Source organism: Flammeovirga sp. EKP202 (assembly GCF_014534745.1).
Classification (GTDB): Bacteria; Bacteroidota; Bacteroidia; order Cytophagales; family Flammeovirgaceae; genus Flammeovirga.
Window position 1 is genome coordinate 25,778 of record NZ_JACVVP010000027.1, and the last position, 16,337, is coordinate 42,114.

The window sequence follows — 16,337 nt, forward strand, 5'->3', positions numbered from 1 at the left end:
AAGGGAAAAGCGTTAAGAATTTCATGTATAGAGCCGTTAAAAATGATTTTGCTGTTTGAGCTTTAGCGAGTTTAAAATCATTTAGGCGAGAGGAATGGAATTTAGCTTTTGACTTCAAAGCCTTGACTTTTTTGCTTCGTTTTTGTGTTAAGACAAAAATGAAGAAGAAGGAAGCTTGGAAGTAGTCCCTATAAAGTCTTGCAGAAATATGGATTGAAAGTTTACTCTAAAGGGTGCTACTTTGTTTTAATTCATTTTTTAAAACACCACTTGGAATCTTTGGATTTGAGATATAAAACTTCAATTCATAATTTTCTTCAAGATATTCTTTAATGAAAAGAGGAACATCCTGTAAGTAGATCTTATGTGAAATGTTATCCCTATTATTGTCTTTTTTAAATTCGGAGAAGGTCTTAATTACCTCTTCCTTTGTATTTTTTTCTTTCGTCAATCTTCCATTCAAGAATAATATCTGTTCTACAATTTTGAGGGCTTTTTTTGAATTTTCTTTATCACTCTTAAGGTTAATATTACCATTACAGGCAATCCTTATTTTTTCGATTTGTTGTATATAATAGTAAAAATCTTTTTGGGTATTGTCAGAGAGTTCATTGATTTCAGTTTCTAATTTCTTGATTTTTGAGTTCTTCAGATTAATTAAACTGTCTAACTTTTCACCTTTATGAATCAAATCAAGAAATGAATTTTGATCTAATAAAGTCTGATCTGATTTCTCTACAGATGTTTCACTATAGAAAAGTTCAGGAATAGTATTTTCACCTGAAAAATCTTGATTGTTAAAAAGTAAAATAACTGCGGCTACAACCTCAAGAATTAAAGCAGAAAACAAAGGTGTCAAGTATTTTTCACGTATTCCTTTGATGATATTTGTAATACCTAATAGGGTAACTACTGCCGTTAAAGTAAAAATTGAGATGAAAACGAAAAACAAAATGTTTGCCTTCATAAGATTGAATATTAATTAGTTTGTTCTTTGAATAATAGAAGTTCTAAATCAAAATTACAGTCACGATTTCTTATGGTTTTTGGAATTTTATCAATTAAGAAACGATAGAGTAATAATGTATTTGAAGTTCAATTTAGAGCTTGATGCGTTAAAATTAACATTATCCAGACAACATTACAACTCATCATAATTACATTTTGAGTAAAGTAAAAAGAGAGTATAGTTCAATTTGTTAGATCTATGCGTAAAAGAACAGTGAAATTACTTCAAATCCACTTCAAAGAAGTAACAGCAATTCCATGAAAAATGAGAGCAGTATACTCATGGTGAAGCATTGATGCAGTATCAGAAACTTAATTTTAAAGCTTGGAAACAACTTCATTACGTCAAAAGTGCTCTATTTGAAGAATACCTTTCTGTAACTCTAGTAGTACTTAAATATTATAGCATTCAATACGCATTACCTAAGTTTGAGTTATAAATGAGTCTCGAAGCTCATCTAGCTATGAAATACTGAAATCCCTCTTTCACCGGGTTTCATATTTGATTTTTAAATGAAATGAAATAACTAAAATTGAAATGAAAAGACTAACGTTACTAATCTTAACTACAATAGTAGTATTGGGATCGTATGCTCAAAACTGTCCACCATCACACCCTTATGAAGCATGTGGCAGATGTTGGGAAAATGCAGCCCAAGCACAAGCAGGAGGATGTGAGGAAACCAACGATCCAACTTCCCCTCCCAATGCACCGTCCAATTTGGTGTCCACTTCAGTAACAACATCTTCAGTAAGTATTCAATGGAATGACAACAGTACAGATGAAGAAGGTTTTGAAGTTTACAGAAATAACAGTTTAGTGGCTACTGTTGGAGCTAATGTAACTTCTTACAACAGTCAAAACTTGTCAAGTAATACCACTTATATGTTTGAAGTTTTGGCCTTTAATGGAAGCTTGAAGTCATCAGCCACAAGTCCTCTTCAAGTCACAACAGAGGAAGATATTCCTTCTGATGAATTAGGAAATGTTTTATTGTCTTCAAGAAACCAGGGAAATGGTTGGGTCATTGAATGGAACAGTGTGAATAACGCCACTTCTTATTCATTGAACATTACAACTAAAGAAGGGAATACGGAACTCTCTAATGACGATCTGATCGTTACAGGGTTGTCTTATTCAGAGAATAATCCAGTTGAAGATAGAACTTACATCTATACTTTGACTGCTTCGAATGCTACAGACTCAAAACAGTCTAATCCAGTTCAAAAAATTAGGTCAAGCTGTAATGGATCAGCGGATGAGCAAGGAAAAGTATCTGGGAAATTTACACCTAAGAACGGGAAAGTATTAATGTTCCTTGGACAAGACAACAATTCCGTAGATGAGTATGTCAACTCCGGTCAATTCCCTGCAATTGGTGGTTTTACCAACTATACTAATATTTATGACTTTGCGGGTCTAGAATCGATCAATAATTACGGAAGTGGTGACATGTGTATCCAATGTGGTATTGACAAATACCCTTCAGCTGCTGTAGCAATTGGTCTATACATGGTAGAGGACAACGATGGAAAAGGCGAAGACCACCCGAATGGTTTAACTGACGTTGTCAATGGGGTTTACGATGCATCAATTGATAAATTCGCCAATTTCGCGAAAGCTAACCCAACAACACCTTTCTTCCTTAGAATTGGTTATGAGTTTGATGGAACATGGAACTTCTATGATCCCACAAAATACATCAATGCGTACCGTTATTTGGTAGATCGTTTAAATGCCCAAAATGTAGAAAATGTTGCTTATGTATGGCAATCAGCAGCTTATGGGTTTACTTATAATTCTAACCCAATAGATGCATGGTATCCAGGAGATGAGTATGTAGATTATATTGGTTTATCATTTTTCTTCTATGATGAAGGATTTAATGGACCTAACCTTCAATTCCTATTGGATATGGCTAGAAACAAGCAAAAGCCAATCATGATGGCAGAGGTTTCAGCACAGTATTATGATTTTGATGAAAATACATTTACGACTTATGATAATCCTGGCTTAAAAACACCAATGACAGGAGAAGCGATGTGGCAACAGTATTTTGAAGATCAATTAAAACCATTTATTGAAGGAAACGAAGATGTGATCAGAGCCATTTCGTATATCAATGCAGATTGGCAATCACAAGAGCAATGGATGTGGCCAGAGGCAGGCAATGGATATTGGGGAGATACGAGAGTACAACAAAATCCTTACATCGCTCAACAGTGGAATACTTGGATCACTTCGGGTCAATTCCAAAATGGAGATCCCAATTTATATCAGATTCTAACCACTGGCGGTTGTGGAGACGATACACCTCCAGATGATGATAATCAGCCAGTAGAAGGGGTACTGCCAGGTGTACCATCAAATATTGCTGCTACTAGCAATTCATCTTCATCTGTTTCAGTGAGTTGGTCAGCGGCAACTGATGCTGAGCGCTACGTTGTAAAATATGGCCTTTCATCAGGAAATTATACAGATTCCCTAACGGTTAATTCCACTCAAACAACAATCAACAACCTTCAAGCAGAAACGAATTATTATGTGAATGTGTACGCGATTAATGCAGAAGGCTCTGGAGATCTGGGAACAGAGACTTCTGCTACTACACAAGCAGCACCGGTTTTAGGCGATAAAATTGAAGGTAAGTTTACGCCTAAAAATGGAAAAACAATGTTGGCAATCGGACAGGATTTGGCAGCAATGTCGGGTTACAGAGAAGGTGAAATGCCAGAGCCAGCAGCGGCAGTGGCTTATGTTTCTTTCTTTATGCTGACACAAGATAATTATGGTATCAACTATGGTGCGACTGGCATGGACAATGATGGCAATTTCACTGGGGTGGATACAGATTGGGGATCAGGACCGTTAAACGCATCAAGTACAGCATTAGGTTGGGATCAATCGGCTTTGATTATCGCTATGTCCATCACTGAAAACTGGAACTTGAATGGTCTTCAAGGGATTGCGAGCGGACAATATGAACAACATATCGATAAATTGGCTTTATTCTGTAATACTTTCCCTGAGAAGAAGATTTACCTAAGAATTGGTTATGAATTTGATGGACGTTGGAATTCTCAAGAAACAGCAGGTGGTAACTATCCGGCAGGGTATCACAAACAAGAAGAATACAAAGCGGCTTGGCGTCATATTGTAGACGGAATGAATGCAAGAGGAGTAAACAATGTTGCTTATGTATGGCAGTCATCTACATCGCCAGTTGATGATGTATTGGATGGATATTTTGGCAATAATGGTGACTTAGCAGCGGCAAGAGAAGACATTTCAGATTGGTATCCTGGAGATGACTATGTAGATTGGTGTGGTATCTCATGGTTTATTTCTCCAACAGAAGCTTCTAATTACTTTGGGTTTGATGATGTTCCTAATTTACCAAATCAAGATGATTTAGCAGATGAAATGTTAGCTTTTGCAAGAGAGCATAACAAGCCAGTGATGATTGCTGAATCGACACCTCAAGGATATGATTTTGAAATTTCAGAGTTTGACCCAACACCAAGCATGATTTCAAGAGCAGCAACAGGTTATACTTACGAAGGGGCGAAGACCTTATTTACAGAAGGACTAAGTGCAGCAGAAGAACAGTTTGCTCCAGGAACATGGTTCGGTAACTATGAGGCACAAGAAGCTTGGGATAGATGGTTCACGCCTTTCTTGGACTATATCCATAACAATGAGGACGTGATTAGATCTGTTACTTATATCAATGCCAATTGGAACACTCAAGCCAAGTGGGCGAGTCCTTACAATGAAGGTTATTGGGGTGATACACGTATTGAGTCTAATCCAGCCATTAAAGCATTATGGTTAGAGGAAACAAATTCTGATTTCTGGTTATTAGGTAGTCCATCTATTGCGAATGATCTGTACGATGGAGCAAGTAATGCTAGAGTTTTAGGAGTTGATGAAAACGAAATAGTACAAAATACAACTGTTGTTCTTTATCCAAATCCAGTAAAAAATACTTTAAATATCAAGGGCTTAAATGAAGTGCCTACAGTGCAATTGTACTCTACACAAGGGGTGTTATTGATGGAAAAAGAAGGTTTTTCAATGGATGTTTCAAAATTGACTAGAGGACTTTATGTCTTAAAAATCAATGATCAGTTGATGAAAAAGGTAATAATTGAATAATTCAATAGTGAAGTACATACTTAAAAATTTTAAGTGCTGATTATGAAATTAGTACTTGAACTCTCCATACTCATCTCTTGTATGGAGAGTTTTTTCTCTATATCTTAAAAAGAAATTTTTATTTGTGTACTCAAGATTTTCGATTATCAATTATAAGTTTTTCGAAGCGTTGTGATCTAATAGGAACCAATTTGATTAACTTACTTCACTGGCTATGAAATATTTTTTATTAACAATTAGTGTTATTTTCTTTTCACTTCCTTTTTTTGCAAAATCAATAAACCCTATTGATGGCGTACCTATCATAACCAAAATTCCATCCTCAGTTTATAGAGCCGGATCACAAAATTGGTCTATTACTCAGGGAAATAAAGGTTTTATGTACTTCGCCAATAACTTTGGATTATTAGAATTTGATGGTAAAAATTGGAATACTTATAAACTAAACCAAGCCAATAGTAATCTACTATGTGTAAGATCTATAGGTAAAAGAATTTATGTGGGAGGGCAGAAGGAATTTGGATATTTTGAGGCGGATTCCCTTAATCAACTTCGTTATAATTCTCTTTCAGATGTATTACCACAAGACATAGAGTTTGATGAAGTTTGGAATATTTACAGCGGAAAGGAAAATGAGATTTACTTTATCTCGCATGATTTTATATTCTACTACGACCATACAAGAGTAACGGCTATTCAGACCAAAGAAGCTACACGTTATTCTTTTTTTATAGATGAATTTATTTACTCCTCTAGTGCTCAATTTGGTATTGAGAAGTTTATTCCTTTATCACAACAAAGAATAAAACTAACGAATGCTTCTTTCTTAAAAGGGAAAAATATTCGAAAAGTATTAAACTACTCTTCCAATAAACGTTTAATCTTCACTTTAGAAGGGGAAATCTATAAAGAGGAAAATAATATCATATCGCCTGTTGCTCAAAACTTATGGGAAGCACTCAAAAATGCGATGATAAATACGGCTTTAATTTTACCGGAAGACAGGATTGCGATTGGTACTCAAAATGCTGGAATATTTATCATCAATGAGAAAGGCGAAAAACTAGATCACATTGTGACCGATCAAGGTTTGACGGATATTATTGTTTATGATCTTTTCATTGATAAACAAGATAATTTATGGGTGGCTCACCGCAACGGTTTATCGTACATAGAGCTCGAATCTCCTTTCAGAATGCTCAACAAATATGCGGGGATAGAAGGAGGTGGATATACGGCTTTCAAAGACAATGGAAAGGTCTATTTGGGAACATCCAATGGTTTGTATGAAAGTATTCAGGTGTCTGATGGTATCACATATCATTCAGTCGAAGGAGGAAGAGGACAGTCTTATTTTGTAGAGAAAATTAATGAGGAGGTATTTTATGGTCAGCATTTAGGCTTATACAATATTAAAAACGGTAAAAGCCAATTGATCAATGATCGAATAGGGGCTTGGAATCTAATTGCTATAGACAATAACCGTTATTTACAAGGAGCATATAATGGCCTCTATATTTTGACAAAAGAAAAAAACGGTTGGAAAAGGGAAAAACTCAAAGATTTTCATGAGTCATCGAGGTTGATGTCGCTCAATAAAAAAACAAATACACTTTGGATAAGCCATGGTTTTAAAGGGGTTTATAAACTGAAGATTGATTTCAAGGCGAATAAGATTACAGAGTTAAAACACTATGGCCAATCAGAAGGATTTTATAGTAATGTTCTAATCAATTTATTTAAGATTAATGGAGAACTTGTTTTTTGTGGCGAAAGAGGCATTTTTAGTTATGATCCAGAACAGGATAGATTCAAACTTCATGATCTGTATACCAATTTGTTAGGTACAAATGAGAGAGTATCTGCAATGTCCAGTGACTTTGCGGGTAATATCTATTTCATCCAAAAAGGAAAGGTCGGCATGATCAAAAATATTTTAAGTAATTCACCCATCATTGAAAGAAATATTTTTGGTAGAATTAATCACTTGGTAAGTGATGATTTGGAGCAAATTATCCCTATTGATAAAGATCATGTGCTCATTACAGCCAAAGAAGGATTCATTGATTTTAACCCGAGATATCAAAGATCATTTATAGAAAAAGTGCCACTTTCAATCATCTCATTTAATAGTTCAGATGGATTAGAAACCCAAAATGAATACAATCCACAGTACAAGGAACAGACCATTGAAATTCCTTATGATAGAAATACAATTGATGTTGAATTTGTAGCTTCCTATTACGATGGAATGCATTTTAATGAGTATGAAACTTACCTTCAAGGTTTTGATAAGCAGCCTAATGAGTGGAGTAGTCAAAACCAAGTGAAATACACTAACCTTAAGGAAGGAGACTACACATTGATGGTGAAAGGTAAAAACATCTATGGGGAAGAAAGTGCAATGACAGCCATAAAATTCACGGTACTTCCCCCTTGGAACAGAAGTGTTTACGCTTATATCCTTTACGTACTATTGGTGGGTTTATTGGTGTTGGCTTTATTTCTTGCTTCGCGATGGTCATTTCTCAACAAAGTGAAAAGTGTTTTAGGTGAAAAACAATTACAGCTTCACAACAAGGATATCGAAATCCAAGTCTTAAAAGAAAAGCAATTACAACAGGATTTAGAACACAAGAATAAAGAACTCGCATTAAGTACGGTTCATTTAACACAGCGTAATGAACTGCTCAGTAATTTAAAGGAGGATTTGCAGAAAATTCTTGAACGTATTAATAAAGGAAACTTCTCAAAAGTACGTACTTATGATTCACTGGAGGTCATCATCAAAAAAATTGGAAAAGACATCAATGATGAAAAAGAATGGTCTCGTTTTGAAGAACACTTCAATTTGTTACACAGTGATTTTTTCAAAATATTAAAGCAGCAACATCCTAACCTTAATACACAAGAACTGAAAATTTGTGCCTATATCCGTATGAATATGTCTTCAAAAGAAATGGCAACAGCCTTAAATATATCTTTAAGAGGCGTTGAAACATCACGTTATCGTTTAAGAAAGAAATTGAATTTGGATAGGCATGAAAACCTAACGGATTTTATAGAAAATATCACCAAATAATTGCATTGTAATAATCATCTAAGGTGCAGTGCTGTAAGGGCGTTGAATTGCAACGCCCTTGCGAACCACAGCACACATCATCTACTCTTTTCTCATAAAAAGGGATGATAGTCTGTGATATAATAGTTTTGCAGATAATGAAAAGCAGGCTCTAACACTGAAGCCAACACCTCATCATCATCCAAAGGCAGATAGACTTTTGAAGCTTCAACCTTTCCGCTCCCTTTTAGCAAATAATGATATTTTACTTTGTGTTGTACCAGGTCAAATAAATTGGTCATTGTATGATCTTCAGACTTACAACTCAGTTGAGCGGGTATACTGAGAAATATATTTTTTAATTCCTCATTGACCAACAATTCATCATATAAAGCTAATAAGGCGATTTGTTCATACAATGTACCTTTTCCCATTCTCCATTGCGGGTCAGGGTTTTCATCTTCCAAGCTATTATTGATTGAAAAGTCGGTTTTGGTATCAATATTAACCAAAGTATAGAGTGAATCGATGTGGTGAGGTATATTGTTCAAGTCAAAATGTTTAGAAGTGATTTGTCCAATATTGATATCTTTTCCCATCTGAGCGGTCAGTAACAATAACGGAAGCACTATATTTTGATAGTTCTCATGTTGTCGCATTCTGATATAGATACCTTTGGCGGTAGATGCTCCAATAAAATGGTTGGAGGTGATCAGTTCAGCCCCAAAACGATTGTCTTTGATGTTTCTTATTCCCCCAGAACGCAGCTTTTGCTCCATATCCCAAAGTAGTAATTTGAGTCTTGGACTGTTGGTTCGATGACCTTTAAATGCATTCATTTTTTGGAGATGCCTCATTGATAAAGCTTCACCATTTGGGCCTTTGGCTTCATTGTCACCAAATACACCTTCCCAATGACTACTTGTTCCCCAAAGAGGTTTGGGGTGAGCTTGACCATGACATCTAAAACACTCTTGAGGAGCGTCGTGTACTTTGATTTTAGCTTGGGTGAAATCTACCTGAAAAAGCTCCCAATTTCCTGTTTGCTCATTCAGTTCAATTCCATCCACCTTCTGATAAGTGGGATCATCTAACTTGGAACTGATATTGAAGAGTAGGTGTCCATCACTGCCAAACATGACGATGCGAGGATAATCTAAGTTGGCTTCTCCCAGGGCTTTTGTATGTTCTACAAGCGAAAAGTTTTTACGATATACCTCTGGTAGTTTCAGCATAAGGTCTTCAACAGAAGAGATTTCTTTCTTCTGTACCCATTCTTTAATATCGCTTAAGTGAACTTGTTGATGTGCTTTATATTGTTCTTCCGAAAGGACACATTCTTCGTTCAAGCGTTCCTTCATTGTGTTTTTTTGTACTTGACAACTCAAAATGAGAAGTGAAGTCAATCCTAGTAATAATTCCTTTTTCATACTTCCCAATTTAGTAGGATTCTATAAGAAAAAAGAGTGAATAAATATACTTAAAAACAATGACGTAATTATTTTTGAAACTTTACTTCAAATACAAATTGTAGATTCTTTGGAGTAAGTATGAATAGTATTTCGATTACCTTAAATGATTGTTTTTAAGTGTCTTGTGTTTTGTTGGGTGTATTTATGAAGTAGAAAATAAGATTGATTTTTGAAGTTTCTATAAAATGATGAAGTAGCGGAAAATTTAGTTTCTCCAATTTTGACTACTTATTTCGAGATAAGTTTTAGGGCTGATATTCAGCGTTATTACTGATCTCAAACTTAAATTGAAATGAAATGAAAACAGTAAATTTAATTCTACTACTACTATTCTCAATGTCGATTACAGGATGTCTTACTGACCACCAAGGCGAAATCGATGAAACTGCTTCTAATTACAGAGTAAGTTGCCCTCCTTCTCATCCTTTTGTAGCGTGCGATCAATGTTGGGAAAGCCAAGCACAAGCACAGTCTGCCGGATGTACAGATACGGGGTCAACAGATGAATCAACATCCGACGATACTACTCCAGCTTCAAGTAACTGTCCTGCATCTCACCCTTATGAAGCATGTGGACAATGCTGGGCAGATCAAGTACAAGCATTTAGTGCCGGTTGTACAGAAACTCCTCAAGAAGGAGATGATACAGCAAACGGTGGTAATGAAGGAAGTGGTAACCTTAATCCAGATAACACTACTTGTGTTACACCTGTTGGTAATGGAAATGACGGCTGTCTAAATTCAGATGGTTACTTTGTTTCTCGTGATGGAGTGGTAAGTGATCCAGAAAATGCTCGTTTAGCCATCCTTGATATCGAAGTGAACTTGGGTATTGATATTGATGATGGGTTTATTGAAAAATGTGGTTACCAAGGTACAGTACCATCTATCAATCCTACGATTACAGCTGCTGATGCTAAGATTTACTTTAAAGCCTTAATTGGTGAAGAAAAAGCACAATGGTTGATTGAAGATTTGGATACAAATGGTGATGGTATTTTGACAAGAAATGAGGCTAGCCAAGCAAAAGGATCTGATCCAAGACAGGTATTAAGAACAGGTTTTGGTCAAGAAAATGGTTTAGCCACAGATGATATTCTCGCATATATTGGTCTTTACCTTGGCGATGGTGCAATAGATAAATACGCTGGTGATTTATTACCAGAAGTACAAGACAACTTAGCCAAATTTACTAGAACTTGGCAGCCAGAGGTAATGAATTCAAATGGACGTTACAGAAACTAACTACTCCTCATCGGTAGGGTCATTAATCATAATACTTTAGATGTGACCTAGAACGAAATTCACAATCTATCATTATAATACCTTAATTGTTCTGCAATTAGGGTATTTTTTTTCTTCAAAATTTGGAATTATTACATTAATGTTCTAATGTTGTAGTGTAATAGTTAATTAGTACACTAAATAATTAATAAAATGATCAACATAAATAATCTAACATTCGGGTATTCTCGAAGAAAAATATTATACGATAACCTTGAATTAGAATTAAAAGAAGGAAATATATATGGTTTATTAGGTGAAAATGGAGCAGGTAAATCGACCTTATTGATGTTGATTGCCGGTTTAAAAAGACCACATTATGGAACCGTGGAAGTAGGAGGTCATTATGCTTCTGATGCTTCACCTGAGTTTTTAAGAGAGGTTTTCTTTATTCCAGAAGAGATGACCTTCCCCAATATTTCTATAGAAAATTATGTAGGGGTTTTAGCTCCCTTTTATCCAAAATTTGACCATACAGCATTTTTTGAAATGATTTCAGAATTTGGTCTAACACCAGATATGACACTTCACAATATGTCTTATGGTCAGAAGAAAAAAGCATTAATATCATTAGGTCTAGCTAGTAATACACGTTTGCTTTTGATGGATGAACCTACAAACGGTTTAGATATTCCATCCAAAAGTCAGTTTAGAAAGTTAGTTGCAAAATATATGTCAGATGATAGAGTCTTTCTTATTTCTACCCATCAAGTGAGAGATTTGGAGAGTTTGATAGATCCAATTGTGATTGTAGATAGTGGTAAAGTTGTGTTCAATGAAACATTAGATAGCATTACAGAAAAGCTCCTTTTCACCACCGCTGATAAGGTGTTGAGTGAAGACGTTATTTATTTAGAAAAAGGTATTGCAGAAGATAAGGTGGTGGCCAAGAATACTTCAGGTGATGTCAGCAGAGTAAATCTTGAGTTATTGTTCAATGCCGTTTTAAGTGAAAAAACAGTAATGGTAGAAGCGTTGTCAAATTAATTAAAACTAACAATCATCATGGAATCTAAAATAAATATCAGAAGAATCACTCATCTTTTAAAGTATGAGTTGGTATTATCAAAACAACCTTTATTGATAGGGATTTTAGGCGTTGTTGCCTTTATTTTAGCCATCAGTGCTATGGCAAGTAGTGTAGAACCTAAAGGATTGGTAAGAGTTAGTACAATGGAAAGTATTTATCCTCTACTTTTTGGTTTAGGTGGAGCAGTTGTGACTAGTTTTTCATTTCATAGAATTTCCACAAAGGGTGGAGCTTTGAATTATCTATCTCTACCTGCTTCTCGTGAAGAAAAGTTTTTAGTGATCTTCTTAAGTACTGTATTAATCTACCCCTTAGGTGTAACATTAGTTTTTGTGATTGGTCAGTTCATCGCAAAATTAGGCTGGACAGTAACAGGAGGAGAGTTCCAAATGTACAATCCTTTTCTTATCACTGATACAAACCTAATCAAGAATGTAACCTTGGGCTATTTTACAATGCATTCATTCTACTTCTTGGGTTCAATTTTATTCAAAAAGTATTCATTCTTAAAATCTACCGTAGCCTTCTTTGTCTTAGCATTTGTGTTTTGGCTAGTAGTTGCCATTGGTCTCGTTGCATTAGTTGGAGCGGCGGCAGATCAAAACATGTTTACTTTCGAGTTTAATGATCAAATGATACAAGAGCGATTAGGATATGTAGTTCAAGTGGTAGTTGTTTCCTTTATTTTAGGATTATGGGGATTATCATTTTTAAAATTTAAAAAGAAGGAGGTGTAATATGGAATTTACCAGCAATAAGGCAATTTATCTACAGATAATGGATCTCATTTGCGAAAAGGTATTGAAAGGAACTTGGGGAGAGGGAGAAAAAATTCCTTCAGTGAGGCAGTTGGCTGTAGAGTTGGAGGTAAACCCAAACACAGTGGCAAGATCTTACTCTTCTCTTCAAGATGACGGCATTATCTTTAACAAAAGAGGAATAGGCTACTTTATAGCAGAAGAAGCATCGAAAATGGTTCAAAACGTAGAGAAATCGGCATTTATGAAAGACGATGTACCTACATTTTTCAAGAAGATTCAACTATTAGGGATCTCTTGGAATGAACTCTCAGAATTATATCAACAATACGAACAGCAATAAGTTTTCTACTAGTGTCAAATCAAGAAAACAAAGTGTCAAATTAGCAAAGTTTAAAAACTAACTCACTATCAAGGCCTGCTCATCTCAAAATGGGTGGGCTTTATTATTATATATTGATGGATTTTTACAGCAAACTTTCAATCAATTATTCTGCAGGCTTTTGTGTCCTACTTTCAAGCTTCCTTCATCTTCATTTTTCCATTGATGAAAAACGAAGCAAAAAATCTAGGCTTAGAAGTCAAAAGCTAAATTTCATTCCTCTCGCCTCAATGATTTTAAACTCGCTTTGCTCAAACAAGAAAATCATTTTTAACGGCTCGATCCATGAAATTCTTAACGCTTTTCCCTTCAATGCCTGGGGGAGTACTATCAAACTAAAATGGTAGAAAGCTCACTGGTGCGAATGTTAAGTTAAGCGATAGCAGCATTCGTGTCCTTCAGATCATCAGAAATCTCCCGATTTCTAAAAGCCACAATTATATGAATAACTTAGTTTATAATGTGTTTCAATTCAGCAACAATATTTTAGAGATAAGATGAGGGGAAGTCGAAAATGGGAGGCTGAAGAAATTTTATGGTATTGAAAAGAAAACAAATAGTGATTTCAAATGGTTATAATCACGAAGCATAAAAGATTATATTAAGCTATTAATATCACCTTACAAATTTTATCTGTAAGGTGTTTTTTATGTTGTCACTTCCATCATTGTTCCATGCATACATTGTGAAATGTTTTATATTATTCATAGACCTTTTCTTGAGGAAGTAAAGCCTTTGCTTTATCAATTTCTTTATTCATGACAAGCTGATGGATTATTCTACACTGATCTGAAATGTCTTTAATTTCAACAATCCATTCATTGACATATTTAAATACAGCATCTCCAGAAAGTCCCACTTGTATAGCTCGATACTCTAATCTTTCCAAATTAATATTTCGTTCAGGGTCCCATTGGATTCGGACAGGAGCGTTTTGAAGTTTTTGTTTCCATTCCTCCTTTGAAGCATGAATACTTGGATCAAAATGTGAAATACAGGCATTTTGCATGGCCCATTCCCAGCCTTCACGCTTTATTTTGATTGCCAATACATGTTCTTGCCCCTCTTTTTGAGTCCACCCACAACGGTACATCATCCAGAGGAAAGAAGGTTTGATCCATGTCATTCGTTCCAGCTTAAAAGGTGGAACAAACTTTTGATTTTTCACAGCAGGAATTGCAATTTCGGGTCGGTAAGCCTGATATACGGTAATAGTTTCTTGATCGAAAACGGCACGAATTTCTTTTTCTTTCATCCCGTAAAAATAGTAATATTGCTGAAAAACCCTCTTACAAAAATCATTTCGTAAGAGGGTAATGTATTGCTAAGCATTAATAAAATGCTCTAGTTATGTGCCGCTTTCGTTGCTTCTGTTTGCTGCATAATCATCTCAATGATTTGATCTACAGAGAAGGAAGCTGCTTTTTGTTTTGGAGGATATTTCACTAAAGTATTCATGAAAGCACCCACTTTATCTTGTGCCATGTACAAGTAAGGAACATGATCAAAATACCAATCCCAATAAGCATTCGAGTCGATATCGGCTCTTTCGTAAGGATCACGACGAAGGTTGAAGATTTTTGGTAATCTTAGAGGAACGAAAGGCTCTGACCATACAGCCATTTGATGTGCTCTTTGTTCCATGAAAACTACTTTCCAATCGTCCATACGGATGGCGGTCAACTGTGCATCATCATTGAAGTACAAGAACTCATGACGAGGCGATTCTTCTTTACCCGCCAAGTGGTCCACTAAATCATAACCATCAAGGTGTGCTTTAAATTCTTTACCGTTGGCTTTTACACCACCTTTAAGTAAATCTTCTTTGATGGTTTCATTTCCAGCGTAGTGCAAGATTGTAGGCACCCAGTCTAAGTGAGAAACCATACCGTTAGAAACTTGACCAGCAGGGATGTGACCAGGATATTTTACGAAACAAGGTACACGGTAAGCACCTTCCCAGTTGGTGTTTTTCTCACCACGGAATGGTGTTACGGCAGCATCAGGCCATGAGTTATAGTGAGGACCATTGTCCGTAGAGTACATTACAAATGTATTTTCTTCTACACCTAACTCCTCAATGAAGTCTAGCATTTGACCGATCACTTGGTCATGAGAAACCATTGCGTCAGCATAAATCCCTTGGCCGTTGGATAAACCTTTTTCATCTTCATTGATATGCGTTCTGAAGTGCATACGAGTCGTGTTGAACCATACGAAGAAAGGAGTTTCAGCGTCTACTTGCGTTTTAATAAACTTCTGAGCAACGTCCATTACTTCAGTATCGATGGTTTCCATTCTTTTCTTTGTCAAAGGTCCTGTATCAGAAACACGACCATCCGCATAAGAGTGAATTACGCCTCTTGGGCCAAATTTTTTCTTGAAAGCAGGGTCTTTTGGATAGTCAGGTAATTCTGGCTCTTCCTCCGCATTAAGGTGGTATAAGTTACCGAAAAATTCATCGAAACCGTGATTGGTAGGAAGGTCTACATCTCTGTCTCCAAAGTGATTTTTTCCAAATTGACCTGTAGCATAACCTTGTGCTTTCATCAACTCCGCTAAGGTAGGAGTGTCATCAGTAAGGCCTTTTTCAGCACCAGGAAGACCTACTTTAGTCATACCTGTACGAATACCTGATTGTCCTGTTATAAATGATGAACGACCTGCTGTACACGATTGCTCTGCCATATAGTCTGTAAAAGCAATTCCCTCTTCACCAATTCTATCAATATTTGGCGTCTTATAACCCATCATACCTCTGTTCCAGTAAGAAAGGTTATACATACCAATATCATCCCCCCAAAGAATTAAGAAATTTGGTTTTTCTGGTGCTTTTTTTGCAAAAGCGGTCGATCCTGTTAAGCCGAATAAAACGGCCAACGTTGTTAGTAATATATTTTTCATATCAATGTATAGTTGTGAATATAATTATGACTCTATATTAATAGAGTTGAGTATTTTGTTATTACATTTCAAATATACGTTGTTTGATATTGAACAAGTTTTAATGTTTAAGAAATGGTAAGATAATGAAAGTAAAACACTGTTTTATTTAACTTAAATTTAGATTTTAAGTTGATTTAGATTGGTTTTGATGAGTTTTAGAACCATTTTCATCATGATTTATTAAGTTTGTATTGAAACAAAAATAAAAAAGACTACTAATATAGTAGTCTTTTTAAC

General features: G+C 35.5%; 10 protein-coding genes. 6 read left to right on the plus strand and 4 right to left on the minus strand.

The genetic code is table 11. The features are described 5' to 3' along the window. Positions 1 to 226 precede the first annotated feature (226 nt). Positions 227 to 967, minus strand: a complete 741-nt coding sequence (locus tag IC221_RS16750; protein ID WP_188170077.1) for a hypothetical protein — start codon at positions 965 to 967, stop codon at positions 227 to 229. A 579-nt stretch (positions 968 to 1,546) separates the two neighbouring features. Here IC221_RS16750 and IC221_RS16755 point away from each other — a divergent pair. Then, positions 1,547 to 5,167 carry a fibronectin type III domain-containing protein gene (locus IC221_RS16755; protein ID WP_188170078.1) on the plus strand — a complete coding sequence of 1,207 codons (3,621 nt, stop codon included), beginning with the start codon at positions 1,547 to 1,549 and terminating at the stop codon, positions 5,165 to 5,167. A gap of 214 nt (positions 5,168 to 5,381) precedes the next feature. Next, entirely contained in the window at positions 5,382 to 8,249 is a 2,868-nt protein-coding gene (locus IC221_RS16760; protein WP_188170079.1) for a triple tyrosine motif-containing protein, read from the plus strand. 92 nt (positions 8,250 to 8,341) lie between these two features. Here the strand turns inward: IC221_RS16760 and IC221_RS16765 are convergent, their stop codons facing one another. Next, on the minus strand, positions 8,342 to 9,658 hold the full coding sequence (locus tag IC221_RS16765) for a hypothetical protein (RefSeq protein ID WP_188170080.1): 1,317 nt from the start codon (positions 9,656 to 9,658) through the stop codon (positions 8,342 to 8,344). Positions 9,659 to 9,997: 339 nt separating this feature from the next. Between IC221_RS16765 and IC221_RS16770 the strand changes: the two genes are divergently transcribed. From IC221_RS16770 to IC221_RS16785, 4 genes are all read left to right on the plus strand, one after another. Beyond that, the gene (locus IC221_RS16770) at positions 9,998 to 10,945 is read left to right on the plus strand and encodes a hypothetical protein (RefSeq protein WP_188170081.1); all 948 of its coding nucleotides are present in this window, start codon (positions 9,998 to 10,000) and stop codon (positions 10,943 to 10,945) included. 192 nt (positions 10,946 to 11,137) lie between these two features. Beyond that, positions 11,138 to 11,971, plus strand: a complete 834-nt coding sequence (locus tag IC221_RS16775) for an ATP-binding cassette domain-containing protein (protein ID WP_188170082.1) — start codon at positions 11,138 to 11,140, stop codon at positions 11,969 to 11,971. Between the two features lie 18 nt (positions 11,972 to 11,989). Further along, a complete protein-coding gene (locus tag IC221_RS16780) occupies positions 11,990 to 12,751 on the plus strand; it encodes a hypothetical protein (RefSeq protein WP_188170083.1) in 762 nt (253 codons plus the stop codon). 40 nt (positions 12,752 to 12,791) lie between these two features. Beyond that, positions 12,792 to 13,115, plus strand: a complete 324-nt coding sequence (locus IC221_RS16785; RefSeq protein WP_223241413.1) for a GntR family transcriptional regulator — start codon at positions 12,792 to 12,794, stop codon at positions 13,113 to 13,115. A 739-nt stretch (positions 13,116 to 13,854) separates the two neighbouring features. On the opposite strand, the gene IC221_RS16790 is transcribed toward IC221_RS16785, so the two are convergent. Both IC221_RS16790 and IC221_RS16795 read right to left on the minus strand, forming a co-directional pair. Beyond that, positions 13,855 to 14,409, minus strand: a complete 555-nt coding sequence (locus IC221_RS16790) for a DUF4291 domain-containing protein (protein WP_188170084.1) — start codon at positions 14,407 to 14,409, stop codon at positions 13,855 to 13,857. An 89-nt stretch (positions 14,410 to 14,498) separates the two neighbouring features. Next, positions 14,499 to 16,058 (minus strand): arylsulfatase, encoded by a 1,560-nt coding sequence (locus IC221_RS16795; RefSeq protein ID WP_188170085.1) that lies wholly within the window; start codon positions 16,056 to 16,058, stop codon positions 14,499 to 14,501. Between the last annotated feature and the right edge of the window lie 279 nt (positions 16,059 to 16,337).

What these genes read in the sequence shown, in the direction of transcription:
- IC221_RS16750 (WP_188170077.1), bottom strand. Translation starts at nt 967, where the DNA reads ATGAAGGCAAACATTTTGTTTTTCGTTTTCATCTCAATTTTTACTTTA.
- IC221_RS16755 (WP_188170078.1), top strand. Translation starts at nt 1,547, where the DNA reads ATGAAAAGACTAACGTTACTAATCTTAACTACAATAGTAGTATTGGGA.
- IC221_RS16760 (WP_188170079.1), top strand. Translation starts at nt 5,382, where the DNA reads ATGAAATATTTTTTATTAACAATTAGTGTTATTTTCTTTTCACTTCCT.
- IC221_RS16765 (WP_188170080.1), bottom strand. Translation starts at nt 9,658, where the DNA reads ATGAAAAAGGAATTATTACTAGGATTGACTTCACTTCTCATTTTGAGT.
- IC221_RS16770 (WP_188170081.1), top strand. Translation starts at nt 9,998, where the DNA reads ATGAAAACAGTAAATTTAATTCTACTACTACTATTCTCAATGTCGATT.
- IC221_RS16775 (WP_188170082.1), top strand. Translation starts at nt 11,138, where the DNA reads ATGATCAACATAAATAATCTAACATTCGGGTATTCTCGAAGAAAAATA.
- IC221_RS16780 (WP_188170083.1), top strand. Translation starts at nt 11,990, where the DNA reads ATGGAATCTAAAATAAATATCAGAAGAATCACTCATCTTTTAAAGTAT.
- IC221_RS16785 (WP_223241413.1), top strand. Translation starts at nt 12,792, where the DNA reads ATGGATCTCATTTGCGAAAAGGTATTGAAAGGAACTTGGGGAGAGGGA.
- IC221_RS16790 (WP_188170084.1), bottom strand. Translation starts at nt 14,409, where the DNA reads ATGAAAGAAAAAGAAATTCGTGCCGTTTTCGATCAAGAAACTATTACC.
- IC221_RS16795 (WP_188170085.1), bottom strand. Translation starts at nt 16,058, where the DNA reads ATGAAAAATATATTACTAACAACGTTGGCCGTTTTATTCGGCTTAACA.